Source organism: Streptomyces sp. R11 (assembly GCF_041051905.1).
Lineage (GTDB): Bacteria > Actinomycetota > Actinomycetes > Streptomycetales > Streptomycetaceae > Streptomyces.
In genome coordinates, this window is sequence record NZ_CP163432.1 from 1,298,958 (window position 1) to 1,323,337 (window position 24,380).

Below are 24,380 nucleotides of genomic sequence, written 5' to 3' on the forward strand. Positions count from 1 at the left end.
GCCGCGCGGAAGCCTTCAGCAGGTATTTCGAATATCCTGGGCTGCCCTAAAGCATTGGTTTAGGCAGACGAGGAGCCCGGCATGTACGACCCGACCAGGCTCGCCGCCCTGGTGGCGGTCGCCGAGGCGGGTTCGATCACCCGGGCGGCCGAGCGGCTCGGCTACACCACGCCCGCGCTCTCCCAGCAGCTGGCCAAGCTGGAGCGCGAGGCGGGCACCGCCCTACTGGTACGGCACCACCGCGGGGCCCGGCTGACGGGTGCTGGCGAGCTGCTGGTGGCGCGGGCCCGGCGGGTGCTCGACGAGCTGGAGCGGGCACGGCACGAGCTGGCCCGGCTGACCGGCCTGTCGGGCGGCACGCTCCGGCTCGGCACCTTCCAGACCGCGGGGGGCATCCACCTGCTGCCGCCGGCCCTCAGCGCCTTCCGGCGGGCCCATCCGGACGTGGAGCTGACGGTCGCCGACTACGAACCGTCGGCCGGCGTCGCGGCCGTGGCGGCCGGTGAGGTGGATCTGGCCCTGACGCACGCGTATGAGCCGGGCGACCCGATCCCGCTGGCGTCCTCGGTCCGCGTCGAGCCGATCCTCGTCGAGGAGCTGGTCCTGGTGTCCGCTCCGGGCCACGCCCTCACCAGCGGGACCGCACGGCTGCCGCTGGCCGAGCTCGCCGGGCAGCCGCTGATCAGCATGGCGCCGGACGCTCCGGCCCGGCGGGGCGTGGAGGCGGTGCTGGCCCGGGCGGGGGCCCTGCCCTCGGTGCTGGTGCCGACGCCGGGGTATCTCCTGGTGTGCGCGCTGGCCAGTGCGGGGCTCGGGGTCGCGGTCGTACCGGAGATGGTGGCGCGTACGTCGGTCACTCCGGTCGGGGTGCGCGCGCTGGAGGGCGCACAGCTGCGCCGTACGATCTCGGTCGCCCACCGGAGCGAGGAGGCGGCTCCGGCCGCGGACGCCTTCCGGGCTCTGCTGCGCGGCACGTTCGGCCGGTCGCGGCAGACCTGAGGGGCGGGCTCGCGGCTACGGTTCCTGGGGTCCGGCGGTCGGCACGGGTTCCGCGGGCACCGTCCACGGCAGTTCGATGGAGATGGTCTTGCCGCCTTCGCGGGTCGGGCGCACTCTCAGCTTGCCGCCGCATTCCGCGGTCAGCCAGCGGATGATGACCAGGCCACGGCCGTTGTCCTGCTGGACGGCGGCGGGCAGCCGCTTGGGGAAGCGGGGGTGGCTGTCGGTGACCCCGATGCGCAGGTGTTCGTCACGGTCGAGCACGAGGTCCACCGTGAAGGTGGGTGACTGCCCGAGGGTGTGCTGTACGGCGTTGGTGGTGAGTTCGGAGACGATCAGGCGGATGGTGTCGGCCACTTCCGTGTCCGGTGGCAGTCCCCACTCCGCGAGGGTGGTGACCACGTAGGTCCGGGCCGCGGAGACCGAGGCGGGATCGCTCGGCAGAGTGACGGATGCTTCCAAATGATCTGCCATGGCGATGTCGTCCCTTTCCCAACGGGACCGCAGTCCGACACGGAGCGGAGGGTTCGAGTACGGTCCCGGACTGGTGCTTCGTCGCCAGACTGCCATTACCAGGGCCGTCACGGTGCCGATCCCCCAAGATATGCATATATCTGTCGCTCGAAGCGGTGAACTCTGCGACGGCAGACCGTATTTGGGCGGCTCGGTTGGAGTAAGGAGTTGCCCATGCAGCACGGTCCCGCGGTGCGCCGCCGGAAACTGGGCGCGGAACTGCGTGCGTTGCGCACCGGGGCGGGGCTCACCAGTGGTGAGGCGGCCCGGCTGGTGGGCTGGCACCAGTCCAAGGTGAGCCGGATCGAGACGGGCGCCAGCGGGGTGAAACCGGCCGATGTGCGGTTACTGCTCGACGTCTACGGCGTACAGGATGCCCAACTACGTCAGTTGCTGCTGGTGTTGGCGGGCTCCCACGAGGGTGGCGGCCGGGATCACTGGTGGCACGCCTACCGCGGAGTGCTGCCGCCGACGTACCGCGACTTCATCAGCCTGGAGTCCCAGGCGAGCGCGATGCGCACGCTGGAGACGTCCGTGGTGCCCGGGCTGCTGCAGACGCCGGAGTACGCCCGTGCGGTGACCCGGGCCGCGGTGGGCGGGCTCGACGACGCCGATGAACGTCTGGACGCCCTGGTCGCCGTCCGTCTGGCCAGGCAGGACGTGCTGCGCGCCGAGCCGCCGCTGGAGCTGAGCGCGGTGCTCGACGAGGCGGTGCTGCACCGGGAGATCGGCGGGCCCGAGGTGATGGAGCAGCAGTTGAGGCGGCTGATGGAGGCGGCGCGACTGCCGCAAGTCCGGCTGCAGGTCCTGCCGTTCGCGGCCGGCGAGCATATCGGCATCACCGGGCCTTTCGTTATCTTCTCATTTTCGCGCACTTCTGATCTGGATGTGGTTGTTCTCGACCACTTGACGAGTAGCCTCTACCTCGAACGGAAAGAAGACCTCCAGGCCTACACGGAGGCCTTCAACGCCCTTCGGATCCACGCCCTTTCGCCCGAGGAATCGATGGATTACATCGCCGCACTGGCTGGCGGCGCGTAAGGAGGCACCATGACCGCTCTGCCTCGGAAGGTGAGTTCAAGCACCGAACTGCCTGGTGCACGCTGGCTGCGCAGCAGCTACAGCACCGGAGCCAACAATTGCGTCGAGACGGCGCGGCCGCACTCGGGTCCCTGGACCGGACTGCTCGCCGTGCGCGACTCCAAGGACCCGGCCGGACCCGCGCTGCTCTTCTCCCCCGAGAGCTGGGCGGGCTTCACGGCGGCGCTCCAGTCCTGACAGTTTCCCGATCAGCCTGACCGATTCCGATCATTTCCGATCGGTTCCGCCGGGCGCGACGGCAGGGCCGTGTCACGCCGACTCATGGTCGTGTCTCGCCGATGACCCGTACAGCGCGTTCGATCTGCCCCTCGGAGAGGTCCGCGCGGGCGGTCAGCCTCAGCCGAGAGATGCCGTCGGGGACGGAAGGAGGTCGGAAGCAGCCAACGGCCAGGCCTGCCGCTCGGCACTCGGCCGACCAGCGCACGGCCCCCTCCGGGGACGGTGCGCGCACGGAGACGACCGCCGCGTCCGGCCGTACGGCTTGGTGGCCCGCGGCGGTCAGGCGTGCGTGCAGTTCGCTCGCCACCTGGCGGGCCCGCGCCGCGCGCTCCGGCTCGCGGCGCAGCAACCGCAGTGCCGCCAGGGCCGCGCCCGCCGCCGCGGGGGCGAGGCCGGTGTCGAAGATGAAGGTCCGGGCCGCGTTGACCAGGTGGTCGATCACCCGGGCGGGGCCGAGCACGGCGCCGCCCTGGCTGCCGAGCGACTTGGACAGCGTGACCGTGACGACGACGTCGTCGGCGCCCGCGAGCCCCGCCGCGTGCGGGGCGCCGCGGCCGCCGTCGCCGAGCACACCCAGGCCGTGGGCGTCGTCGACGACCAGCCCGGCGCCGTGGTCCCTGCCCGCCTCGGCGAACCGGGCCAGCGGGGCCGCGTCGCCGTCGACCGAGAAGACGGTGTCGGACACGACGACGGCGGGCCCGTCGTGCGTCTGGAGAGCCTTGCGCACGGCATCCGGGTCGGAGTGCGCCACGACCTGTGTCGTGCCGCGCGCCAGCCGGCAGCCGTCGATCAGGGAGGCGTGGTTGCCCGCGTCGGAGACGATCAGCGAGCCGTGCGGCGCCAGTGCGGTGACCGCGGCGAGGTTGGCCGCGTAGCCGGAGGAGAAGACCAGAGCCGCCTCGACGCCGCAGAAGTCGGCCAGCTCGCGCTCCAGCTCGGTGTGCAGCTCGGTCGTGCCCGTCACGAGCCGGGAGCCGGTCGCGCCGCCGCCCCACGCCCGCGCGGCCCGCGCGGCGCCCTCGGCGACCTCGGGGTGGCGGGCCAGGCCCAGGTAGTCGTTGCTCGCGAGGTCGAGGAGCGGCGATTCGGCGGGGCGGGGGCGCAGGGTCCGCACGAGTCCGGCGCGGCGGCGCAGCTCCGCCTGCTCGTCGATCCAGCCGAACGCCATGACTCCTCCGGGCTTTTGTAGGCAGTGGACAGACACTAGCCGCAGCGGCGGGCCCCCACGGTGTGGCAATACCCACACATCGAATGGACAGGGTTGTGCAAACTCTCCTTGGCTCGGAGCCCCTCCGTACGTCAGGATCAGCTCCCATGGACCTGCTGAACACGCTGGTGGACAAGGGGCTTCGGCGCGAGCTGCCGACCCGCGAGGAAGCCTTGGCCGTCCTCGCCACTTCCGACGACGACCTGCTCGATGTGGTGGCCGCGGCCGGGAAGGTGCGCCGGCAGTGGTTCGGCCGACGGGTGAAACTCAACTATCTCGTCAACCTCAAGTCGGGCCTGTGTCCGGAGGACTGCAACTACTGTTCGCAGCGGCTCGGCTCGACCACCGGCATCCTGAAGTACACCTGGCTCAAGCCGGACGAGGCCTCCCAGGCCGCGGCCGCCGGTTTGGCGGGAGGCGCCAAGCGGGTCTGCCTGGTGGCGTCCGGGCGCGGCCCCACCGACCGGGACGTCGACCGGGTCTCCAAGACCATCAAGGCGATCAAGGACCAGAACGAGGGCGTCGAGGTGTGCGCGTGCCTCGGCCTCCTCTCCGACGGCCAGGCCGAGCGGCTGCGTGAGGCGGGCGCGGACGCCTACAACCACAACCTCAACACCTCCGAGAGCACGTACGCGGACATCACGACCACGCACACCTACGCCGACCGGGTCGACACCGTGAACAAGGCGCACGCGGCGGGCCTCTCGGCCTGCTCGGGCCTGATCGCGGGCATGGGAGAGAGCGACGAGGACCTGGTCGACGTCGTCTACTCGCTGCGCGAGCTGGACCCGGACTCGGTGCCGGTCAACTTCCTGATCCCGGTCGAGGGCACCCCGCTCGCCAAGGAGTGGAACCTCACCCCGCAGCGGTGCCTGCGCATCCTGGCGATGGTGCGGTTCGTCTGCCCCGACGTCGAGGTCCGGATCGCCGGTGGCCGCGAGGTCCATCTGCGCACGATGCAGCCCCTCGCCCTGCACCTGGCCAACTCGATCTTCCTCGGCGACTACCTGACCACCGAGGGCCAGGCCGGCAAGGCCGACCTGGAGATGATCGCGGACGCCGGGTTCGAGGTGGAGGGCACCGACCAGGTGACGCTGCCGGAGCACCGGGCGACGGCCGGGGGCGGGTGCGGCTCGCACGAGAGCGCGGGGTGCGGATCGCACGAAGGTGCCGGATGCGGGTCGCACGAGAGCGCCGGGTGCGGGTCGCACGAAGGTGGCGGTGTGTGTGGTACGGCCGAGCCCGCCGCGCCGGTCGGCGAGCCTCGCACCGACCTGGTCGCCGTGCGCCGCCGGGGCGCCGGAACGGACCTCGCACCCAATGCCTGACCCGCGTCACGTGGCCGGCCTGACCGTGCCCGAGCTGCTGGAACTGGACCGGCGGCACGTCTGGCATCCGTACGGCCCGATGCCCGGCCGTACCGAGCCGCTCGTCGTGGAGTCGGCGAGCGGGGTGCGGCTGACGTTGGCGGACGGCACGGGCGAACTGGTCGACGGCATGTCGTCCTGGTGGTCGGCGATCCACGGCTACAACCACCCGGTGCTCAACGAGGCCGTGCGCGAGCAGCTGTCGCGGATGAGCCACGTGATGTTCGGCGGCCTCACCCACGAGCCCGCCGTACGCCTGGCAAAGCTCCTTGTCGACATGTCGCCCGACGGTCTGGAGCATGTCTTCCTCGCGGACTCCGGGTCGGTGTCCGTCGAGGTCGCGGTCAAGATGTGCCTGCAGTACTGGCGTTCACTGGGCCGCCCCGGCAAGCAGCGGCTGCTGACCTGGCGTGGCGGCTACCACGGCGACACCTGGCAGCCGATGTCGGTGTGCGACCCCGAGGGCGGGATGCACGAGCTGTGGACCGGGGTGCTCCAGCGCCAGGTGTTCGCGGACCCGCCACCGGCCGAGTACGAGGAGTCGTACGCCGACCAACTGCGCTCGCTCATCGAGCGGCACGCCGACGAGCTGGCGGCGGTGATCGTCGAGCCGGTCGTGCAGGGCGCGGGCGGGATGCGCTTCCACTCCCCCGGGTATCTGCGGGTGCTGCGGGAGGCGTGCGACGCGCACGACGTGCTGCTGGTGTTCGACGAGATCGCGACCGGATTCGGGCGCACGGGCGCACTGTTCGCGGCGGACCACGCGGCGGTGACGCCGGATGTGATGTGCCTGGGCAAGGCGCTGACCGGCGGCTACATGACGATGGCCGCGACGCTGTGCACCTCGCGCGTGGCGGACGGGATCTCGCGGGGCGATGTGCCGGTCCTGGCCCACGGCCCGACGTTCATGGGCAACCCGCTCGCCGCCGCGGTCGCCTGCGCCTCGATCGAGCTGCTTCTCGGCCAGGACTGGCCGGCCGAGGTCAAGCGGATCGAGGCGGGGCTGCGTGAGGGGCTCGCCCCCGCGGCGGACATCCCGGGCGTCAAGGACGTACGGGTCCTCGGTGCGATCGGGGTCGTGCAACTCGACCACGCCGTCGACATGGAGGCGGCGACGGCGGCCGCCGTGCGCGAGGGCGTGTGGCTGCGGCCGTTCCGCGACCTCGTCTACACGATGCCGCCGTACGTCACGGACGACGCGGACGTGGCACGGATCGGCCGCGCGGTGTGCGCGGCAGTGCGGGAGGGATGAAGATGCCGATCCTGGTGATCACGGGGACGGGCACGGAGGTCGGCAAGACGGTCACGACCGCCGCGGTCGCCGCGACCGCGATGGGCGCGGGCCGGTCGGTGGCGGTGCTCAAGGCCGCGCAGACCGGCGTAGGGCCGGACGAGAGCGGGGACGCGGCGGAGGCGGCGCGGCTCGCGGGCGCGGTGACGACCGCCGAACTCGCCCGCTACCCGGACCCGTTGGCCCCGGCGACGGCGGCGCGACGGGCCGCTCGGCCTCCGGTCCGCCCGCAGGAGATCGCCGAGGCGGCCGCCAAGTTGGCCACCGAGCACGACCTGGTGCTGGTGGAGGGGGCGGGCGGACTGCTCGTCCGCTTCGACGAGACGGGCGGCACGCTGGCGGACGCGGCCGAACTGATGGCGGCGCCGGTTCTCGTCGTGGCGTCGGCGGGGCTGGGCACGTTGAACACGACGGAGCTGACGGCGCGTGAACTGCGCTCACGCCGACTGGACCTGCTGGGCGTGGTGATCGGCAGCTGGCCTACGGCACCGGATCTGGCGTCGCGCTGCAATGTCGCGGACCTGCCCGAGGTGGCGGGGGCTCCGCTGCTGGGTGCGGTGCCGACCGGCGCGGGGGCGCTGGCACCGGCCGACTTCCGTGCTGCGGCGCCGGGTTGGCTGGCGCCGCGGTTGTTCGGGACCTGGGATGCGGAGGGGTTCCGAGGGCGGGAGGCGCCCTGAAGCCCGCCGCTCCAGCCGAGTGGGACGACTTGATCGACACGTGGGACGAGATCCGCCAGGGCTACTACCTCGGCGATGCGCCGGAAGCGGTACTGGACTGCGCGACGAACCTCGAGGCGAGCGTCCGGGCCGACAGTCCGGACACCGCCCTGTGGACCCTCGGACTGGTGCTGATAGGGCCCTACGTGATCTACGCCCGTCCGGATGCGGCAGCCGAGGCCCGTGTGCTGAGGGCGATGGGCGCCGTCGAGCAGGCTCTCGGAGGGGCGACCTGCGCCCATGACGAGCATCCGTGCGACGACATGCCGCTCGACGACGAGCTGGACAACATTCGCCATGTCCTGGAAATGCTGGCCCACCCGGAGCGGGACACCGCAACACCGGATGAAGCCGAACCGGCCCACGACGAGTTCTCGCCCGACGACGAGTCGGACAACTGGTTCGAACACCGGATGACGCGTGAGATCTGGGCCTGCCCGCGGAACCTCGCCGGGTTCGCCCGCGCCTTCGCCGACGCCTAGCCGGTCTCGCCTCCCCCGCTCTCGTCGACTTCGGCGATGAGCCGCACCAGCTCGATACGGGAACGAATCCCCAGGCGGCTGAAGACGCCGCGCAGATGGTGGTCGATGGTGCGCGGGCTGAGGGCGAGGCGATCGGCGATCTCGCGGTTGGTGGCTCCCTCGGCGGCCATGCGGGCGACCAGGAGCTGCTGGGCCGTGAGGCGGGCGGCCGGATTGTCGGGGCCGCTGCGCGCGGGGGTGGCCGGGGTGCCCAGGGCGCGGAGTTCGGAGCGGGCCTGGGCCGCGCAGTGCGGGGCGCCGAAGGAGTCGAACGCCTCCAGGGCGCTGTGCAGGCGGTCGCGTGCCTCCGTACGGCGGCGCAGTCGGCGCAGGGTGCCGCCGAACAGCAGCTCCGTGCGGGCGCGTTCGAAGTCGCGGGTGCCGTGGGCGTGCAGGTCGAGGGCCGCGCGGTAGTGGTCCACGGCTTCCGCGCCGGACGTGAGCAGGGCTCGGCAGCGGGCGCTGAGGGCCAGGTCGTCGGGGCTGCGCACGGCGTTCGCCCAGCGGTGGTAGTCGGCGTGCGCGACGCGGGCGACCCGGGTGTCGCCGGTGCGGACGGCGGCCTCGACGTAGTGCGGGGTGGCAAGGTGGCGGACGGCCCGGTGGCCGTGCCCGGGTCCGAACCCGGCCAGGGCGCGCAGCCGGGCGGCCGCGGCGGCGAAGCGGCCGCTGCTCAGGTCGAGGACGGCGAGCGCCCAGTGGGCGAGCGCGGCGGGCAGGCCCAGACCACGGGCGAGGGCGTACGACCGTGCGCTCGCGGCGCGTTCGCGGCAGAGGTCCGCTTCTGCGGTGAGCGCCGAGAACATGGCCAGGGCCGCCTGGAGATGACAGGCGCCGTTGTCCTGACCGGTGGCGTGGGCCTGCCACAGCGCGTCCGCCGCGGCGGCCTCGCCGGCACGGGGGCGTCCGGTCCAGAAGTCGGCGTACGCACGGAACTCCATCGCCTGCGGCACGGTCACCGGGGTACCCCGAGCCCGGGCGGAGGCGGCCGCGCGGACGGTCGCGGTGGCCGCGCGGGTGTGGTCGCCGAGGAGCAGGCTGGCGATCCCGGCGTGGATCAGAACAGTGGGATCACCCCCTGGCCCGCACCGCCCGGCCGCGGCCTTCAGCAGCTCCCGCGCATCCTCGTACCGCCCGTCGAACGCCGCCACGAGCCCGCCCAGCGTCCCTGGCGGGACGACGCCGAGCCGGTCGGCAACCCGCGCGGCCTCGTGCAGGCGACGTAGATCTCCGGTGTAGATGGCGGCTTCGGTCGCGCGGGCGAGGAGGTGGACGGCGGGGGCCGGGGTGCGGGGGGTGACCGTGACTGAGGTGGTGGGGGCGGGGGTGACGATGGCGGCCGAAGGAGCGGAGGCAGGGGTGGCGACGGCAGCCGACGGCGCGGAGGCAGGGAAGACGACGGCAGCCGACGCGACCGGTACTGCGTCGGCGGGAGTTGCCGAGAGCCTGGCGGGGGTACGGGCCGTGGACCGCAAGCCCGCCCCTGCACCGCCCTCGCCCTCGCCCTCTCCCTCGCCGGCATCACTCCCCGCCCGCACCACCGCCGACACCAACGCGTCGAACGCCTCGCCCGCATTCCCCGCCCGCAGGGCAAGCACGCCGCTGAGGGCGTCCTCGGTGCCGGCAGCCGCCAACCGCCGTGCCCGTTCACCGTCGCCCGATCGCCAGGCGTACCCGGCTGCCCGGGACAGCAGGCGGGCCTGCTCGGACGGTTCGGGGCACAGGGCTGCGGCCCGTTCCGCCAATGCCCGTGCCAAGGGGAGCCGCCCCGCAGTGGCTGCCTTGCGCGCGGCGGCGCCGAGTTCCGCCGCGAGTCGGCCGCTGGGGCCGGGGGCGCCGGCGCCCCGGTGCCAGGAGCGCCACGGCGTCTCGCCCGCGCCGCCCAGCACGCGGGCCAGCAGGCGGTGGACGTCGCGGCGGTCGGCCGGGGAGCCCGTCTCGTAGGCCGCGATCCGCGTCCACGCGTCGCGGAACACCACCCCGCCGGCCCCCGCGTGCGCGATCCCGGCAGCGTCGGCCGCGTCCAGGGACCGGGTGTCGAGGCGGGCGGCCATGACGGCGCGCAGGAACGCGTCGGTGGAAACCGGGTACTGGTCGGCCGCGGCGAGGAGCAGGAGCAGGCGGGAGTCGTCCGGCAACGCCCGTATCTCCGCCCGGCGTTCACGCAGCAAGGCCGGGGCCAGCTCGGCAGGGTCAGTGGGCAGCGGGTCGAGGCCCCTCGCCTGGCGGTCGGTCAGACGCGGGACCAGTTCGGCGGCGGCGCGCGGATCGCCGTACACGGCACGCGACACCCGTACGCGGACCCCTTCGGAAAGGGTGGCGGCCAGCTCTCGCCACGCGTCGGTGAGCCGCGGTGGCGAAGTGCGGTCAAGAGGTGGGGGGTTCACCGGTGTCACCACACGAATGACGTTACTGGCGAGTTACTTGAACCGTAAAGACCGGCGATTTCACCGATGCGGCGCGCGTAGACCGGCTCGACACTCCTGCCAACCCCACACGTTTCAGGAGGCATCATGCAGCGCCGCAACCGTCGCATCGCCACGGCCGCCTCGGCCCTGGCCGCATCGCTCCTTCTGTCACTGTCCCTCTCCCCCACACCCGCGCACGCCGCGACCCACGACCCCGTCGTCTTCGTGCACGGCCTGAGCAGCTCGGCGAGCAGCTGGGACGACTGGGCCGGCTACTTCGAGGCCGACGGTTATACGGCGGCCGAGCTGGACGCCTGGTCGTACGACTGGGCGCAGTCGAACGCCACCACCGCCCAGCAGCTCGCGACCGAGATCAGAAACGTGCTCGCCCGGACCGGCGCCTCGAAGGTCGACCTGGTCGTCCACTCGCTGGGCGCGCTCAGTTCCCGCTACTACCTCAAGAACCTCGGCGGTACGTCGTACGTCGACGACTTCGTCTCCACGGCCGGCGTGAACCACGGCACGTCCACCGCCTCGTGGTGCGCGTGGCTGTACACCTCGTGCGCGGAGATGAACACCGGCAGCTCGTTCCTGAGCGCCCTGAACTCCGGCGACGAGACGCCGGGCGGCGTGTCGTACGCCAGCTACTGGTCGAACTGCGACGAGGCGCTCACGCCCGACACCACGGCGATCCTGAGCGGCGCGACGAACGTCGAGGTCGGCTGTGTCTCGCACACCGACATGAACAACGACCGCGGCGTGTACGAGCAGGTCCGGGACTTCATCGGCTGAGCCGGCCCGGAACGACAGCCACCGCAACGGCGGGGGGTGCGTCGGCCCCGTACGGGGGACAATCAGGGTGAGCCCCGTCCCGCCCGGGAGGTCCCCATGGCCCTACGGTCCCCACGGTCCGCCGCCTCCGGGAAGGTGCCACGGGATGCCGTGCACCACCCGCTGTTCGCCCGCTTCTATGCCCGGACCAGCGTCAGCGCCGAGACCCGGATGGGCATGGGCGGCGTCCGTGCCCGCCTGCTGGCCGGGCTGTCCGGCCGGGTGATCGAGATCGGCGCGGGCAACGGCTTGAACTTCGCGCACTATCCGAGTGCCGTCTCGGAGGTCGTCGCCATCGAACCGGAGCGCCTGCTGCGGAAGTTGGCGGTGGAGTCGGCGCTGCGCGCGGGCGTGCCCGTGGACGTCGTGCCGGGCGCGGCGGAGGCGCTGCCGGTCAAGAGCGAGGCCTTCGACGCCGTGGTGCTCTCGCTGGTGCTGTGCAGCGTGCGGGACGTGCCGCGTGCGCTCGGTGAGGTACGGCGGGTGCTGCGGCCCGGCGGTGTCGTGCGCTTCTTCGAGCACGGCCGGGGCGGCGGACGCGCGATGCTCCTCACTCAGCGCGCCCTGGACCGGACGGTGTGGCCGCTGGTGAGCGGCGGCTGCCACGTCTCCCGCGACCCGGTCGGGGCGCTGCGCGGAGCCGGCTTCGAACTCGGCCCCGTCCGGCGGGTGATGATGCCGGAGCAGGGGCCGGCGTTGCCCTCGTCGTACTGCGCTCTCGGGACGGCGTGGCGTCCGCCGATCAGCGAGTAGTCACAGGCTCCACTGCCGCAGTTCCCGCGCGATGTCGTGCACCGTGGCCTCCCCGCTCTTCACCAGCCGGGCCAGGTCGCGCACCCGCTCGGCCGAGGTGACGACCTTGAGGCCGCTGGCGACGAGATAGGCGTAGGCGACGGCGGAGGCGAACAGGGCGTTGGAGCGCTCCAACGCGGGGACGTGGATGAGGAGTTGCAGCAGGGAGGCGGCTCGGGTCTGCGGGCTGTCGTAGACAGGGACGTCGAATATCTCGGCCTCATGGCGTGCGACGGCCGCGACGAGGGCTCCCCAGTCGGTGACCTGGGGGTCCCCCGGCGTGTTCTGTTCGGCGAGCATCAGCAGCCAGGCGAGGTCGATGTTCAGATGGCTCAACGGATCAGTGGCGACCTTCGCGCGCGCCCTCACGGTCCGCGCCGAACTCCTCGGCGAACACCGACTCGTACTGCTTCATGAAATCGGCGGCGGCCTCCACGAACGTGTTGCCGACCTCGCCGGTGTCCTGCATGACCAGCTCCTCGATGTAGCGGTTGACGCTCACACCTCGGGCCAGCGCGCGTTCGCGGGCGGCGCGGGCCGTGCCCTCGTCCACTCTCACGTTCAACTGGGTCTTCGCCATACTTCGAAGCTAGCGCGATCGCGCTAGCACGGCAAGGGCCCAACCCCGGAGCTCGACCGGAGATCAAGGGGCCGCCCTGGATCGACGGGTGCCCCTTACATCGATACCAGGGACCCGACCTGCGGCGGAGACCGACCGGGACCTCGGGGGGATACCGGGTGTGCGGTGGATCACATTAGTCTCGGCGGTGACGACGACTCGTTCCGTCCGTGAGGAGGCGGTCTTGTCCACAGCAGCTGCCCGGTACGCCCCCGGCCCCGCGTCGGCCGACGGCATCGCGGCCCGCGCCCGCGGTCTGACCAAGGCGTACGGCTCGGGTGAGACCACGGTGCTCGCCCTCGACTCGGTGGACGTGGACATCGCGCGCGGGCGCTTCACCGCGGTCATGGGGCCGTCGGGTTCCGGGAAGTCCACGCTGATGCACTGTCTGGCGGGTCTCGACAACGTCTCGGCGGGGCAGGTGTGGCTCGGCGACACCGAGATCACCGGGCTGAAGGACCGTGAGCTGACCCGGCTGCGGCGGGACCGGATCGGGTTCATGTTCCAGTCGTTCAACCTCATCCCGACCCTGAACGCGGCCGAGAACATCACCCTGCCCATGGACATCGCGGGCAAGAAGCCCGATGAGAAGTGGCTGGAACAGGTCATCGACACGCTCGGGCTGCGGGACCGCCTCAAGCACCGGCCGTCCCAGCTCTCGGGCGGGCAGCAGCAGCGCGTCGCCTGCGCCCGCGCGCTGGCCTCCCGGCCGGAGCTGATCTTCGCGGACGAGCCGACGGGCAATCTCGACTCGCGAGCAGGCCTGGAGGTGCTCGGCTTCCTGCGCGAGGCCGTCGACCAGCTGGGGCAGACCGTCGTCATGGTCACCCATGACCCGGGCGCCGCCGCCCACTCCGACCTGGTGCTCTTCCTGGGCGACGGGCGGATCGTCGACGAGATGGAGCGGCCGACGGCGGATGCCGTGCTGGAGCGCATGAAGCGTTTCGACGTGACCCGTGGCCAGTTCGACGGCGGCGGCCCCGCGCCGGGGGCGATCCCCGACGACCGGCCGCCGTCCGATTCGCCCGCGCCGCCCAAGTGGCCCGCCCCGCCCGAGGAGCGCTGACCCGGTGCTCAAGGCGACGCTCAGGAGCTTCCTCGCACACAAGGGGAGGCTGCTGCTCTCCGCCCTGGCGGTGATCCTGTCCGTGGCCTTCGTCGCGGGCAGCCTGATCTTCTCGGACACCGTCAGCCGCACTTTCGACCGGCTCTTCGCCTCGACCGCCGCCGACGTCACCGTCACCCCGAAGAAGACCTTCGACGAGACGATCCCCTCCGGGCAGACCCTGACCCTGCCGGCCTCGCTCGCCGACCGGCTGGCCCAGGTCGACGGCGTGGCGGCGGCACGCCCTGAAGTGGACGTCGAGGGCCTCACCGTCGCCGACAAGAACCGCGAGTCGGTGGGCCCGACCACCGGCGCCCCGACCATCGGCACCGCCTGGAACCCGACCGAGCGCAGCCCCGTGGAGCTCACCTCCGGGCACGCCCCGAAGGGCGACGCGCAGGTGCTGATCGACGCGGAGACCGCCGACAGCAAGGACGTGCGGATCGGTGACCGTCTGACGGTCATCGGGCAGGAGGGCTCCTTCCCGGTCGAGGTCGTCGGCATCGCCACCTTCACCACCACCAACCCCGGCGCCGCACTGGTCTTCTTCGACACAGAGGCCGCTCAGGCGAAGCTCCTGGGCGACCCGCGGGCGGCCACCAGCATCTCGCTCGACGCGGCCGAGGGCGTCAGCGACGCGGACCTCAAGCGGCGCGTGGCCGAGCAGCTCGGCGGTGACACCGGCGCCTACGAACTGCGCACCGCCGACGAGCAGGCCGAGTCGGACGTCGAACAGCTGGGCGGGTTCCTCGACATCATCAAGTACGTCATGCTCGGCTTCGCCGGGATCGCCGTACTCGTCGGCGTCTTCCTGATCGTCAACACGTTCTCCATGCTGATCGCCCAGCGCACCCGCGAGCTGGGCCTCCTGCGGGCCCTCGGCGCGGACCGGCGCCAGGTGCGGCGCTCGGTCCTCGCCGAAGCGCTGCTGCTCGGCCTGGTCGGCTCGACGCTGGGCCTCGCGGCCGGCATCGGGCTGGCCGTCGCGCTCATCGAGCTCATGGGCCTGCTGGGCATGAACATCAGCGCCGCCGAGATGGTCATCGGCTGGGGGACGCCGGTGGTCGCGTACGTCGTCGGCCTCGGAGTCACCTTCGTCGCGGCCTACCTCCCGGCCCGGCGCGCGGCGGGCGTCTCGCCGATGGCGGCCCTCGCGGACGCCGAGATCGCCGACATCGGGCGGCCGTTGCGGCTGCGGGCGGTCGTGGGCGCGGTGGTCGGGGCGGCCGGTGCGGCGGCGCTCGTGGGCTGTGCCGTGTCGTCCAAGACATCGACGGCGGCGTCCCTGCTGGGCCTCGGCGTCATCCTGACGCTCATCGCGACCGTGATCGCCGGCCCGCTGCTCGTACGACCGGTGATCCGGGTCCTCGGCGGGGCCTTCCCCGCGCTGTTCGGCTCGATCGGCCGGATGAGCCAGCGCAACGCCCTGCGCAATCCACGCCGCACCGGCGCCACGGCCGCCGCCCTGATGGTCGGCCTCGCGCTGGTCGGCGGGATGTCGGTGGCGAGCGCCTCGATGACCAAGTCGTTCGACGAGCAGATCGACAAGACGCTGGGCGCCGACTTCGTGGTGCAGAACAGCAACTTCGTGCCGTTCCCCCGGGAGATCACCGACCGGATCCGGGGCACCGAGGGCGTGGGCCTCGTCGTACGCTCGCAGTTCACGACGATCGCGGTACGCCTGCCGGACGGCGACCGCGTTCAGACGACCGCCGCGGCCTATGAGCCGAAGCTCGACGAGGTCGCCAACATCACCTACGCGCAGGGCGACAGCGCGGCGGCCCTCGCGGACGGTCGCCTCGCCATGGACAAGGACTTCGCCGCGGACCACGGCGTACGCGTCGGCAGCACCGTCCCCGTCGAGTTCCAGGGCGACCGGCGGGCCGAACTGACGGTGGGTGCCCTCACCGACCAGGAGTCCGCCGACGGGTTCGGCTCCCAGGGCGGCATCTACTTCGGCCTGGCCACGCTGGAGAAGTACGCGCCGGGCGGGCAGGACGCCGCCGTGTACGTCAACGCCGCCTCCGGCACGAGCGCGGGCGACCTGCGGGCCGGCCTGGAGAAGACGCTGGACCCGTATCCGCAGGTGCAGGTCCGGGACATCGCCGACTACAAGCAGCTGGTGCACGATCAGATCGCCGTGCTGCTCTACCTCGTGTACGCGCTGCTCGGCCTCGCGATCATCATCGCGGTGCTCGGCGTGGTCAACACCCTCGCGCTGTCGGTCGTCGAGCGCACCCGGGAGATCGGGCTGCTCAGGGCCATCGGACTCGCCCGAAGGCAGCTGCGCCGCATGATCCGCCTGGAGTCGGTGGTGATCGCCGTGTTCGGCGCGGTGCTCGGGCTCGCGCTGGGGCTGGTGTGGGGGGTGTGTACCCAGCAGGTGCTCGCGTTGCAGGGCATGACGGCGCTGGCGATCCCCTGGGGCACGATCGTGGCGGTGGTGATCGGCTCGGCGGTGGTGGGCGTGGTGGCGGCGCTGCTGCCCGCGTTGCGTGCATCGCGCATGAATGTGCTGGCGGCCATCGCGCACGAGTGATGGAATCGCGGCAGCTGCTCAAGTCCCTTGAAGGTGAGGAGAGTTCATGTCGCTACCGGCTGGCCCGCGTCCGTTCCGCTTCGGCGTCAACCTGATGACCGCCGCCCCTGCCGACGAGTGGCGTGCCAAGTGCCGCCGGGCCGAGGAACTCGGCTACGACGTGATCCTGGTCCCGGATCATCTGGGCATGCCCGCGCCGTTCCCGGCCCTGGTCGCGGCGGCCGAGGCGACCGAGCGGCCGCGTCTGGGCACGTTCGTGCTCAACGCGGGTTTCTGGAACCCGGCCCTGCTGGCCCGGGAGGTGGCCACGACCGACGCACTGACGGGCGGGCGGCTGGAGCTTGGGCTGGGCGCGGGTTACGTGCAGGCGGAGCACGATACGGCGGGTCTGCCGTTCGGCACTCCTCGCGAGCGCGTGGACCATCTGCGGCGCACGGTCGAGGAACTCGGGCGGCTGCTCGGGGCCGAGTCGTACCGGCCGCAGCCGACGCAGAAACCGCGAGTGCCGCTGCTGGTCGGCGGCAACGGCGACCGCGTCCTGCGGCTGACCGCCGAGCTCGCCGACATCGCGGCGTTCGGGGGCGCCTACCCGGACCCGAAGAGCTCGACCGGGCGGCTGCTCCCCGTCACGGCCGAGCAGCTCGACGAACGGGTGGCCCGCTACCGGAAGTTCGCGGCGGACCGGCCGGAAGCCGCCGAGCTGAACCTGCTCCTCCAGATGGTGACCGTCACGGAGGACCGCGAGGCCGTGATCCAGCCGCTCCTCGAACGGGTGCCGGAGCTGACCCTGGAGCAGGCCCTGGAGCTGCCCATCGTCATGACCGGCACCCTGGACCAGATCACCGCGCAGGTGCTGTCCCAGCGCGAACGGTACGGATTCTCGTATCTGACGGTCCTCGAGCCGTTCATGGAGGCATTCGCCCCGGTGATGGCGCGGCTGCGCGGCAAGTAGTCGTCCGGATACTGGAATTCCGCTTCCCGTTCGGCCGCCCGTGATGGGATCACGGCATGACTGATCTGCGGATACGGCCCGCGACGGCCGGCGACCTCGACAGCGTGCTGGCCTTCTGGAAGTCGGCCGCCGAGGGCACGAGCATCAGCGACGACCGGGACGGCGTGGAGCGGCTGGTCGCCCGCGATCCCGAAGCGCTGATCCTGGCGGAGCTGGACGGCGAGCTGGTCGGCACGGTGATCGCGGGCTTCGACGGCTGGCGCTGCCATCTGTACCGGCTGGCGGTGCACCCGCAGCGCCGCCGCCGGGGCATCGGCTCGGCGCTGCTGGCCGCCGCGGAGGAGCGGTTCGTACGACTCGGAGGGCGCCGCGGCGACGCGATGGTGCTCCAGCGCAACGAGTCCGCGCACCATGCCTGGCGCGCCGCTGGGTACTCGCCGGAGGATCACTGGCGGCGGTGGGTGAAGCCGCTGAACGACTGAATCACCTCGGACAGGGATCACACACGGATCACATACGGAATCACTTTGCCCGTCCTTTACTATTGCTGGACCACTTCGGCCCTCCAAGGAAAGGTGTGAGCGTCCGCCCATGGGCGAGCCTCCCAGTACCCGACATCGCGCGATCCTCCCCACCCTGTCCGACCATGGGACGGAGGTGACCCGATGACCGAAGTGCTCCTCCTGCTGGTGGCGATCCTGCTGTCGCTCGCCTGCGGTGCCTTCGTCGCGGCGGAGTTCTCGCTGACCACGGTCGAGCGCAGCGAGCTGGAGCGGGCCGTGGAACGCGGCGAGCGGGGCGCGTCCGGCGCCCTGAAGGCCGTACGGAATCTGACGTTCCAGCTCTCCGGCGCACAGCTCGGCATCACGGTCACCAACCTGGTCGTCGGCATGCTCGCCGAGCCGTCGATCGCGAGGCTCATCGCGGGCCCGCTGGAGTCGATGGGCATCTCCCACTCGGCGGCCGGCTCGATCGCTCTGGTGATCGGCACGGCGCTGTCGACCATCGTCCTGATGGTCGTCGGCGAGCTGGTGCCCAAGAACTGGGCGATCTCCTCACCGCTGGCCGTGGCCAAGCGGGTCGGAAACGCGCAGCGCTGGTTCAGCGCGATCTTCCGCCCCTTCATCACCCACCTCAACAACACGGCGAACCGGATCGTCCGCCGCTTCGGCGTGGAACCCACCGAGGAGCTGGCCGCCGCGCGCGGACCCCAGGAACTGGCCGCCCTCGCCCGCCACTCCGCCCGTGAGGGTGCGCTGGAGGCGGACACCGCCGAGCTCTTCGTTCGGACACTGAACCTGGCCGACCTGACCGCGGAGAACGTCATGACCCCGCGCGTCCAGGTCGTCGCCCTCGACGCCCAGGCGACCTGCGAGGACGTGGCGAACGCGACCCGGGCGACCGGGCTGTCCCGGTTCCCCGTCTACCGCGGCAGCCTCGACTCCGTCGTGGGGACCGCTCACATCAAGGACATCCTGGCGGTGCCCGCCGAGGCCCGTCCGCGCGTCTCCGTCGCCGAGCTGATGCGCGAGCCGCTCCTCGTCCCCGAGACACTCACCGTCGACCGGCTCCTGGACCGGCTGTCCGGCAAGCGCACCATGGCCGTTGTGATCGACGAGTACGGCGGCACGGCGGGCGTGGCGACGCTGGAGGACATCGTCGAGGAGGTCGTCGGCGAGGTGCGGGACGAGCACGACCCGCACGAGACGCCCGACCTCGCCCAGGCGGGCAGCGACGACGAGGGCCGGGCGCTGTACTCGGCCGACGGTTCGGCGCGGATGGACCAGCTCACGCGCGTGGGGCTGAGGGCGCCCGACGGGCCGTACGAGACGCTGGCCGGTCTCGTCGCGACGGAGCTCGGCCGGATCCCCGCGGTCGGTGACTGTGTCGAGGTCGCCGGCTGGCGCCTGGACGTGGTGGATGCCGCGGGTCGCAGGGCCGCGCGGGTGCTGATGCACGCGCCGCTGGACGAGGCGGCGGAGCAGGACGAGAAGGAGGGCGGGCGATGACCGCCGTACAGCTGCTCATCGGTTTCGCGACGCTGGTCGTGAACGCCTTCTTCGTGGGCGCCGAGTTCGCGCTCATCTCGGTTCGGCGCTCGCAGATCGAGCCGTACGCCGACCAGGGCGACCGGCGCGCCAAGAGCGTGCTGTGGGGTCTGCAGCACGTGTCCGCGCTGATGGCCGCGGCGCAGCTCGGCATCACGCTGTGCACGCTGGTGCTGGGTGTGGTCGCGGAGCCCGCCATCGAGCACCTGCTGGAGCCGGTGTTCCACGCGGTGGGCGTGCCGGAGGGCGCGGGGCACGTGGTGTCCTTCGTCATCGCGCTTTCGCTGGCCACGTATCTGCACATGCTGCTGGGCGAGATGGTGCCGAAGAACATCGCGCTGGCCGAGCCGGTGCGCAGCGCCCTGGTGCTCGGCCCGCCGCTGGTCACGCTGTCGCGGGCGCTGCGGCCGGTGATCTTCACGATCAACGCCTTCGCCAACGCGCTCCTGAAGCTGATGCGCGTCGAGACCAAGGACGAGGTCACCGCCACGTTCTCGGACGCCGAGCTGGCTCGTCTGGTGCGGGATTCCGGTGAGGCCGGCCTCATTGACGAGCGCGCGCGGGAGCGGCTGCACGACGCCCTGGAACTGGGCCGCCGGCCGGTGCGCGACGTGGTGCTTCCGCTGGAACGCGTCGTCTACGCGCGCGTGGGCGTCACTCCGGAGGAGTTGGAGGCGCTGTCGGCCGAGTCGGGCTTCTCCCGCTTCCCGGTCGTCGACTCCGGCCGCCACATCGTCGGCTATCTGCATGTGAAGGACGCGCTGGACGCCTCCCCGCGGGACGTGCCGTTCCAGGTGGACGACATGCGGCCCATCGCGCGCGTACGGGAGAGCACGCCGCTGGACGACGTGCTCACCGCCATGCGCGGCAGCCGGACGCACCTGGCGGCCGTGCTGGGGAGCGACGGGCGGCTGGGCGGTGTGGTGACCATGGAGGACGTGCTGCGGGAGCTGTTCGGGCAGCGGGCGTGAGATTCGGGGCCGGAGGCCGACCGACCGATGGGTATGTGCACGGGATACTATTTCTGTCGCCATGCAGACGAACCCCACCTACAGCAGCCTGGTCGCGGTCGGCGACTCCTTCACCGAGGGCATGTCGGACCTCCTCCCGGACGGCTCCTACCGGGGCTGGGCCGACCTCCTCGCCGGCCGGATGGCCGCCCGTACGCCCGGCTTCCGGTACGCCAACCTCGCGGTGCGCGGGAAGCTGATCCGCCAGATAGTCGACGAGCAGGTAGAGGTTGCGGCGGCCATGCAGGCCGACGTGATCACGCTGGTCGGCGGGCTCAACGACACCCTGCGGCCCAAGTGCGACATGGTGCGCGTGCGCGCTCTGCTGACCGAGGCCGTGGAGCGGCTGGCCCCGTCCTGCAAACAGCTGGTCCTGATGCGCAGCCCCGGCCGCCAGGGCCCGGTGCTGGAGCGGTTCCGGCCGCGCATGGAGGAGCTGTTCGCCCACGTGGACGAGCTGGCCGCGCGGCACGGCGCTGTCGTCGTGGACCTGTACGGCGCCCCGTCCCTCAGCGACCCGCGCCTGTGGGACGTGGACCGGCTGCACCTCTCGGCGGAGGGGCACCGCAGGGTCGCGGAGGCTGTGTGGCAGACGCTCGGGTACGACCCCGAGGACACCGAGTGGCGCACACCGATGCCGGCCACGCTGCCGCCGGGGTGGACCTCGCGGCGGGTCGCCGACGCACGGTTCGCCCGGCAGCACCTTCTGCCCTGGATCGGACGCCGCCTGACCGGCCGTTCCTCCGGAGACGGCCGGCCGGCGAAGCGGCCGGGCCTGCTGCCGTACGAGGACACGGTGGAGTAGCGCCGGAGCCGGCAGGGCGACGTGACGCACGTCTCGTACGTTCCGCCCAACCGGGCCGCGGCGCTGGCCTGCACAAACCGCCAGTAGAATCTGGACACGTGACTTCTGCGCCCGCCAAGCCCCGCATCCCGAACGTCCTCGCCGGACGCTACGCCTCCACCGAGCTCGCCACGCTCTGGTCCCCCGAGCAGAAGGTGAAGCTGGAGCGGCAGCTCTGGCTCGCCGTGCTGCGGGCCCAGAAGGACCTCGGCATCGAGGTGCCGGACGAGGCGCTCGCCGACTACGAGCGTGTCCTCGACACCGTCGACCTGGCCTCCATCGCCGAGCGCGAGAAGGTCACGCGGCACGACGTGAAGGCGCGGATCGAGGAGTTCAACGACCTCGCCGGGCACGAGCACGTCCACAAGGGCATGACCTCGCGCGACCTCACCGAGAACGTGGAGCAGCTGCAGATCCGGCTCTCGCTGGAGCTGATGCGCGACCGCACGGTGGCCGTGCTGGCGCGCCTGGCCAAGCTGGCCGGCGAGTACGGCGAGCTGGTCATGGCCGGCCGCTCCCACAACGTCGCCGCCCAGGCCACGACGCTCGGCAAGCGGTTCGCCACCGCCGCCGACGAGCTCCTCGTCGCGTACGGCCGGGTCGAGGAGCTCCTCGGCCGCTACCCGCTGCGCGGCATCAAGGGCCCGGTCGGCACGGCACAGGACATGCTGGACCTGCTCGGCGGGGACGCGGCGAAGCTGGCGGAGCTGGAGAACCGGATCGCCGGGCACCTGGGCTTCGCGCAGGCGTTCACCTCGGTGGGCCAGGTCTACCCCCGCTCGCTGGACTACGAGGTCGTGACCGCGCTGGTGCAGCTCGCGGCGGCGCCGTCGTCGCTGGCGAAGACGATCCGCCTGATGGCCGGGCACGAGCTGGTGACCGAGGGCTTCAAGCCGGGCCAGGTCGGTTCGTCCGCGATGCCGCACAAGATGAACACCCGCTCCTGCGAGCGCGTCAACGGCCTGATGGTCATCCTGCGCGGGTACGCGTCGATGACCGGCGAGCTGGCGGGCGACCAGTGGAACGAGGGTGACGTGTCCTGCTCGGTGGTGCGCCGGGTCGCGCTGCCGGACGCGTTCTTCGCACTGGACGGCCTGCTGGAGACGTTCCTGACGGTGCTCGACGAGTTCGGCGCCTTTCCGGCGGTCGTCGCCCGCGAGCTGGACCGCTACCTGCCGTTCCTCGCCACCACCAAGGTGCTGATGGGCGCGGTGCGCGCCGGCGTCGGCCGTGAGGTCGCGCACGAGGCGATCAAGGAGAACGCCGTCGCCTCCGCGCTGGCGATGCGCGAGCAGGGCGCCGAGCGCAACGAGCTGCTCGACAAGCTGGCCGCCGACGAGCGCATCCCGCTCGACCGCGCCGGACTGGACGCCCTGATGGCCGACAAGCTGTCCTTCACGGGTGCCGCGGCCGACCAGGTCGGCGTCGTCGTGGGCCGGATCGAGGAGATCGTGAAGCAGCGCCCGGCAGCCGCCGGTTACACGCCCGGGGCGATCCTCTGACGTCGCCCACGGCATGACGCGCTTCACCGCCGAGCAGTTGGAGGCCGCCCGCGACCGTCTGGTGCCGGACGTCGTCGCGGACGGTCTCCATGTGCTGTTCTGCGGCATCAACCCCGGTCTGATGACGGCCGCGACCGGCCATCACTTCGCCCGCCCGGGCAACCGTTTCTGGCCGGTCCTGCATCTGTCCGGGTTCACGCCGAGGCTCTTGAAGCCGTCGGAGCAGGAGGAGTTGCTGTCCTACGGGCTCGGCATCACGAACGTCGTGGCGCGGGCGAGCGCGCGAGCCGACGAGCTGAGCGCGCAGGAGTACCGTGACGGCGGGCGGCTGCTGGCGACGAAGGTGGCTCGGCTGCGGCCGCGTTGGCTGGCCGTCGTCGGGGTGACCGCCTACCGGGCGGCGTTCGACGACCGCAAGGCGCAGGTGGGGCCCCAGGAGCGGGTGATCGGGGGCACGCGCGTGTGGGTGCTGCCGAACCCGAGCGGGCTGAACGCGCATTGGACGGCGCAGACGATGGCGGAGGAGTTCGCCAGGTTGCGGGTGGCGGCGGAGCAGGCCTGACCAAGACACGGTGGGGCGACTCACCTGACGCGTCACGGTGGGTCGACGTCCGTGACCACGGCCAGGAGTTGGACGTCGTCGGCCGGGTCCCGGTCGACGACCGCCACCGCGATCCAGCGGCCCGTCCCCTCCGCCTGCCAGAGGTGGGCGACGTCGGCGCCGGCACTGAGAAGCCGCCAGGGCTCGGGTATCTCCTCCCGCTCGGTGCGCAGCAGCACGGTCTGCAGGTTCAGCGGATGGGTGTGCCGCCATTGGGGCGCGTACACCTCGTACAGGGCGTCCCGGTACTTCTCGAACTGCTCCACCGTCGCCGCGCGCGTCCCGCAGTCGTCCCCGCTCCTCTCTAACACCGCGACGTGATACCCAGGCCCTCCGTCGCCGACGTCCGACGGGCCGTGCTCCGCCGGAAAGGGGCGGAAGCACAGCTCGTCGATGAGGGCGATGTGCCGTGCGATGTTCATGGGGTCCAGTAAACCCGGCCGCACTGACAATTGGTGTGTCGTCAGGCGTCCCGGCGCCGCACGCTCCATGCCCCCGCCAGCAGCGCCGCCGCCGTCCACAGAGCAGTCACCGCGAGGCCCGACCACGGCCCGAGGGTGCCGTCGTAGGTCTGGTGAAGGGCGATCTGGCCGGCCTTGTCGGGCAGGAAGTCCGCGACGGTGCCGGCGGCGTCGCCGATCACGAACGACACGACGAGGATGAACGGGATCAGGATGGAGAGCGTGGCGACACCGCTGCGCAGCACCGCGGTGAGACCGGCCGCGAACAACGCCATCAACATGAGGTAGATCCCGCAGCCCGCGACCCCGCGCACCTGCTCGGCCGTGGTGAGCCCGCTCGCCGCCGAGCCGAGTCCCGGGCGTGCCACCACCAGCGCGGTGAAGGCGGTGACGAGTCCCACGAGCAGTGCCGGCACGGCGATGGCCGTCACCTTCGCCGCGAACCAGCGTCCGCGCTGCGGAACCGCCGCGAGCGACAGCCTGAGGGCACCCCCGTGGTACTCCGACGACACGGCCGTCGCCCCGAACGCGATGGCGGCGATCTGGCCCGGCAGAATCCCGAACATGGCCGTGAACAGCGGGTCGAACTCCGGGTCGGAGCTCCCGTCGGTGCCGGCCGGCACGGAGAATGCCGTGGTCACGGCGAACAGCGCCAGCAGCGCTCCCGACAGTGAGCGCAGCGTGCGGATCTTGAGCCACTCCGAGTGGAGTACGGGCGCGAATGCCATGGT

The 24,380-nt window shown here is 71.9% G+C and carries 25 protein-coding genes; 18 read left to right on the forward strand and 7 right to left on the reverse strand.

The window, feature by feature from the left end:
- Positions 1-81 precede the first annotated feature (81 nt).
- The gene (locus AB5J55_RS05905) at positions 82-999 is read left to right on the forward strand and encodes a LysR family transcriptional regulator (protein WP_369269640.1); all 918 of its coding nucleotides are present in this window, start codon (positions 82-84) and stop codon (positions 997-999) included.
- Between the two features lie 15 nt (positions 1,000-1,014).
- Here AB5J55_RS05905 and AB5J55_RS05910 read toward each other — a convergent pair whose 3' ends face one another.
- A complete protein-coding gene (locus AB5J55_RS05910) occupies positions 1,015-1,473 on the reverse strand; it encodes an ATP-binding protein (RefSeq protein WP_328883115.1) in 459 nt (152 codons plus the stop codon).
- A gap of 213 nt (positions 1,474-1,686) precedes the next feature.
- On the opposite strand from AB5J55_RS05910, the gene AB5J55_RS05915 reads away from it, so the two are divergent.
- Both AB5J55_RS05915 and AB5J55_RS05920 read left to right on the forward strand, forming a co-directional pair.
- Positions 1,687-2,553 (forward strand): helix-turn-helix domain-containing protein, encoded by an 867-nt coding sequence (locus AB5J55_RS05915; RefSeq protein WP_369269641.1) that lies wholly within the window; start codon positions 1,687-1,689, stop codon positions 2,551-2,553.
- 9 nt (positions 2,554-2,562) lie between these two features.
- Positions 2,563-2,790: a DUF397 domain-containing protein gene (locus tag AB5J55_RS05920; RefSeq protein ID WP_369269642.1), complete on the forward strand. Its 228-nt coding sequence runs from the start codon at positions 2,563-2,565 to the stop codon at positions 2,788-2,790.
- Positions 2,791-2,872: 82 nt separating this feature from the next.
- On the opposite strand, the gene AB5J55_RS05925 is transcribed toward AB5J55_RS05920, so the two are convergent.
- Complete coding sequence (locus tag AB5J55_RS05925; protein WP_369269643.1) at positions 2,873-4,000, reverse strand: 8-amino-7-oxononanoate synthase; 1,128 nt, start codon at positions 3,998-4,000, stop codon at positions 2,873-2,875.
- Positions 4,001-4,146: 146 nt separating this feature from the next.
- On the opposite strand from AB5J55_RS05925, the gene bioB reads away from it, so the two are divergent.
- The 4 genes from bioB to AB5J55_RS05945 are packed head-to-tail and all read left to right on the forward strand — an operon-like array spanning position 4,147 to position 7,898.
- Positions 4,147-5,367 carry a biotin synthase BioB gene (gene bioB, locus AB5J55_RS05930; protein ID WP_369269644.1) on the forward strand — a complete coding sequence of 407 codons (1,221 nt, stop codon included), beginning with the start codon at positions 4,147-4,149 and terminating at the stop codon, positions 5,365-5,367.
- On the forward strand, positions 5,360-6,658 hold the full coding sequence (locus tag AB5J55_RS05935) for an adenosylmethionine--8-amino-7-oxononanoate transaminase (protein WP_369269645.1): 1,299 nt from the start codon (positions 5,360-5,362) through the stop codon (positions 6,656-6,658). Before bioB ends, AB5J55_RS05935 begins: the two co-directional genes overlap by 8 nt.
- A gap of 2 nt (positions 6,659-6,660) precedes the next feature.
- Positions 6,661-7,377, forward strand: coding sequence for a dethiobiotin synthase (bioD, locus tag AB5J55_RS05940; RefSeq protein WP_369276108.1), 717 nt, complete (start codon positions 6,661-6,663; stop codon positions 7,375-7,377).
- A 29-nt stretch (positions 7,378-7,406) separates the two neighbouring features.
- Positions 7,407-7,898, forward strand: coding sequence for a hypothetical protein (locus tag AB5J55_RS05945; protein ID WP_369269646.1), 492 nt, complete (start codon positions 7,407-7,409; stop codon positions 7,896-7,898).
- Here AB5J55_RS05945 and AB5J55_RS05950 read toward each other — a convergent pair.
- Positions 7,895-10,336: a LuxR C-terminal-related transcriptional regulator gene (locus tag AB5J55_RS05950; RefSeq protein ID WP_369269647.1), complete on the reverse strand. Its 2,442-nt coding sequence runs from the start codon at positions 10,334-10,336 to the stop codon at positions 7,895-7,897. The genes AB5J55_RS05945 and AB5J55_RS05950 overlap by 4 nt on opposite strands.
- A 114-nt stretch (positions 10,337-10,450) precedes the next feature.
- Between AB5J55_RS05950 and AB5J55_RS05955 the strand changes: the two genes are divergently transcribed.
- The gene (locus tag AB5J55_RS05955) at positions 10,451-11,137 is read left to right on the forward strand and encodes an esterase/lipase family protein (RefSeq protein ID WP_369269648.1); all 687 of its coding nucleotides are present in this window, start codon (positions 10,451-10,453) and stop codon (positions 11,135-11,137) included.
- A 96-nt stretch (positions 11,138-11,233) separates the two neighbouring features.
- Positions 11,234-11,929 carry a class I SAM-dependent methyltransferase gene (locus tag AB5J55_RS05960; RefSeq protein WP_369269649.1) on the forward strand — a complete coding sequence of 232 codons (696 nt, stop codon included), beginning with the start codon at positions 11,234-11,236 and terminating at the stop codon, positions 11,927-11,929.
- Here AB5J55_RS05960 and AB5J55_RS05965 read toward each other — a convergent pair whose 3' ends face one another.
- A complete protein-coding gene (locus AB5J55_RS05965) occupies positions 11,930-12,304 on the reverse strand; it encodes a fic family toxin-antitoxin system, toxin component (protein WP_369276109.1) in 375 nt (124 codons plus the stop codon).
- Positions 12,305-12,308: 4 nt separating this feature from the next.
- Positions 12,309-12,548, reverse strand: coding sequence for a toxin-antitoxin system HicB family antitoxin (locus AB5J55_RS05970; RefSeq protein WP_369269650.1), 240 nt, complete (start codon positions 12,546-12,548; stop codon positions 12,309-12,311).
- 223 nt (positions 12,549-12,771) lie between these two features.
- On the opposite strand from AB5J55_RS05970, the gene AB5J55_RS05975 reads away from it, so the two are divergent.
- The 9 genes from AB5J55_RS05975 (at position 12,772) to mug (ending at position 23,149) form a co-directional block, all read left to right on the forward strand.
- Positions 12,772-13,653 (forward strand): ABC transporter ATP-binding protein, encoded by an 882-nt coding sequence (locus tag AB5J55_RS05975; protein ID WP_369269651.1) that lies wholly within the window; start codon positions 12,772-12,774, stop codon positions 13,651-13,653.
- A gap of 4 nt (positions 13,654-13,657) precedes the next feature.
- Entirely contained in the window at positions 13,658-16,231 is a 2,574-nt protein-coding gene (locus AB5J55_RS05980; protein ID WP_369269652.1) for an ABC transporter permease, read from the forward strand.
- A 46-nt stretch (positions 16,232-16,277) separates the two neighbouring features.
- Positions 16,278-17,183 (forward strand): LLM class F420-dependent oxidoreductase, encoded by a 906-nt coding sequence (locus tag AB5J55_RS05985; protein ID WP_369269653.1) that lies wholly within the window; start codon positions 16,278-16,280, stop codon positions 17,181-17,183.
- A gap of 56 nt (positions 17,184-17,239) precedes the next feature.
- Positions 17,240-17,665, forward strand: coding sequence for a GNAT family N-acetyltransferase (locus AB5J55_RS05990; RefSeq protein ID WP_369269654.1), 426 nt, complete (start codon positions 17,240-17,242; stop codon positions 17,663-17,665).
- A gap of 183 nt (positions 17,666-17,848) precedes the next feature.
- Entirely contained in the window at positions 17,849-19,192 is a 1,344-nt protein-coding gene (locus AB5J55_RS05995) for a hemolysin family protein (RefSeq protein ID WP_369269655.1), read from the forward strand.
- Positions 19,189-20,202, forward strand: a complete 1,014-nt coding sequence (locus AB5J55_RS06000) for a hemolysin family protein (protein WP_369269656.1) — start codon at positions 19,189-19,191, stop codon at positions 20,200-20,202. Before AB5J55_RS05995 ends, AB5J55_RS06000 begins: the two co-directional genes overlap by 4 nt.
- A 61-nt stretch (positions 20,203-20,263) precedes the next feature.
- Complete coding sequence (locus tag AB5J55_RS06005) at positions 20,264-21,046, forward strand: SGNH/GDSL hydrolase family protein (RefSeq protein ID WP_369269657.1); 783 nt, start codon at positions 20,264-20,266, stop codon at positions 21,044-21,046.
- 98 nt (positions 21,047-21,144) lie between these two features.
- Positions 21,145-22,587 carry an adenylosuccinate lyase gene (gene purB, locus AB5J55_RS06010; RefSeq protein ID WP_369269658.1) on the forward strand — a complete coding sequence of 481 codons (1,443 nt, stop codon included), beginning with the start codon at positions 21,145-21,147 and terminating at the stop codon, positions 22,585-22,587.
- A gap of 13 nt (positions 22,588-22,600) precedes the next feature.
- Positions 22,601-23,149, forward strand: a complete 549-nt coding sequence (gene mug, locus AB5J55_RS06015; RefSeq protein WP_369269659.1) for a G/U mismatch-specific DNA glycosylase — start codon at positions 22,601-22,603, stop codon at positions 23,147-23,149.
- A 32-nt stretch (positions 23,150-23,181) separates the two neighbouring features.
- On the opposite strand, the gene AB5J55_RS06020 is transcribed toward mug, so the two are convergent.
- Both AB5J55_RS06020 and AB5J55_RS06025 read right to left on the reverse strand, forming a co-directional pair.
- Positions 23,182-23,610 carry a hypothetical protein gene (locus AB5J55_RS06020; RefSeq protein WP_369269660.1) on the reverse strand — a complete coding sequence of 143 codons (429 nt, stop codon included), beginning with the start codon at positions 23,608-23,610 and terminating at the stop codon, positions 23,182-23,184.
- Positions 23,611-23,651: 41 nt separating this feature from the next.
- A complete protein-coding gene (locus tag AB5J55_RS06025) occupies positions 23,652-24,377 on the reverse strand; it encodes an ABC transporter permease (protein WP_369269661.1) in 726 nt (241 codons plus the stop codon).
- Positions 24,378-24,380 lie beyond the last annotated feature (3 nt).

What these genes read in the sequence shown, in the direction of transcription:
- mug (WP_369269659.1), top strand. Translation starts at nt 22,601, where the DNA reads ATGACGCGCTTCACCGCCGAGCAGTTGGAGGCCGCCCGCGACCGTCTG.
- AB5J55_RS06000 (WP_369269656.1), top strand. Translation starts at nt 19,189, where the DNA reads ATGACCGCCGTACAGCTGCTCATCGGTTTCGCGACGCTGGTCGTGAAC.
- AB5J55_RS05905 (WP_369269640.1), top strand. Translation starts at nt 82, where the DNA reads ATGTACGACCCGACCAGGCTCGCCGCCCTGGTGGCGGTCGCCGAGGCG.
- AB5J55_RS05910 (WP_328883115.1), bottom strand. Translation starts at nt 1,473, where the DNA reads ATGGCAGATCATTTGGAAGCATCCGTCACTCTGCCGAGCGATCCCGCC.
- AB5J55_RS06025 (WP_369269661.1), bottom strand. Translation starts at nt 24,377, where the DNA reads ATGGCATTCGCGCCCGTACTCCACTCGGAGTGGCTCAAGATCCGCACG.
- AB5J55_RS05995 (WP_369269655.1), top strand. Translation starts at nt 17,849, where the DNA reads ATGACCGAAGTGCTCCTCCTGCTGGTGGCGATCCTGCTGTCGCTCGCC.
- bioD (WP_369276108.1), top strand. Translation starts at nt 6,661, where the DNA reads ATGCCGATCCTGGTGATCACGGGGACGGGCACGGAGGTCGGCAAGACG.
- AB5J55_RS05985 (WP_369269653.1), top strand. Translation starts at nt 16,278, where the DNA reads ATGTCGCTACCGGCTGGCCCGCGTCCGTTCCGCTTCGGCGTCAACCTG.
- AB5J55_RS06020 (WP_369269660.1), bottom strand. Translation starts at nt 23,610, where the DNA reads ATGAACATCGCACGGCACATCGCCCTCATCGACGAGCTGTGCTTCCGC.
- AB5J55_RS05935 (WP_369269645.1), top strand. Translation starts at nt 5,360, where the DNA reads ATGCCTGACCCGCGTCACGTGGCCGGCCTGACCGTGCCCGAGCTGCTG.
- AB5J55_RS05920 (WP_369269642.1), top strand. Translation starts at nt 2,563, where the DNA reads ATGACCGCTCTGCCTCGGAAGGTGAGTTCAAGCACCGAACTGCCTGGT.
- AB5J55_RS05970 (WP_369269650.1), bottom strand. Translation starts at nt 12,548, where the DNA reads ATGGCGAAGACCCAGTTGAACGTGAGAGTGGACGAGGGCACGGCCCGC.
- AB5J55_RS05915 (WP_369269641.1), top strand. Translation starts at nt 1,687, where the DNA reads ATGCAGCACGGTCCCGCGGTGCGCCGCCGGAAACTGGGCGCGGAACTG.
- AB5J55_RS06005 (WP_369269657.1), top strand. Translation starts at nt 20,264, where the DNA reads ATGCAGACGAACCCCACCTACAGCAGCCTGGTCGCGGTCGGCGACTCC.
- AB5J55_RS05990 (WP_369269654.1), top strand. Translation starts at nt 17,240, where the DNA reads ATGACTGATCTGCGGATACGGCCCGCGACGGCCGGCGACCTCGACAGC.
- AB5J55_RS05955 (WP_369269648.1), top strand. Translation starts at nt 10,451, where the DNA reads ATGCAGCGCCGCAACCGTCGCATCGCCACGGCCGCCTCGGCCCTGGCC.
- AB5J55_RS05960 (WP_369269649.1), top strand. Translation starts at nt 11,234, where the DNA reads ATGGCCCTACGGTCCCCACGGTCCGCCGCCTCCGGGAAGGTGCCACGG.
- AB5J55_RS05925 (WP_369269643.1), bottom strand. Translation starts at nt 4,000, where the DNA reads ATGGCGTTCGGCTGGATCGACGAGCAGGCGGAGCTGCGCCGCCGCGCC.
- bioB (WP_369269644.1), top strand. Translation starts at nt 4,147, where the DNA reads ATGGACCTGCTGAACACGCTGGTGGACAAGGGGCTTCGGCGCGAGCTG.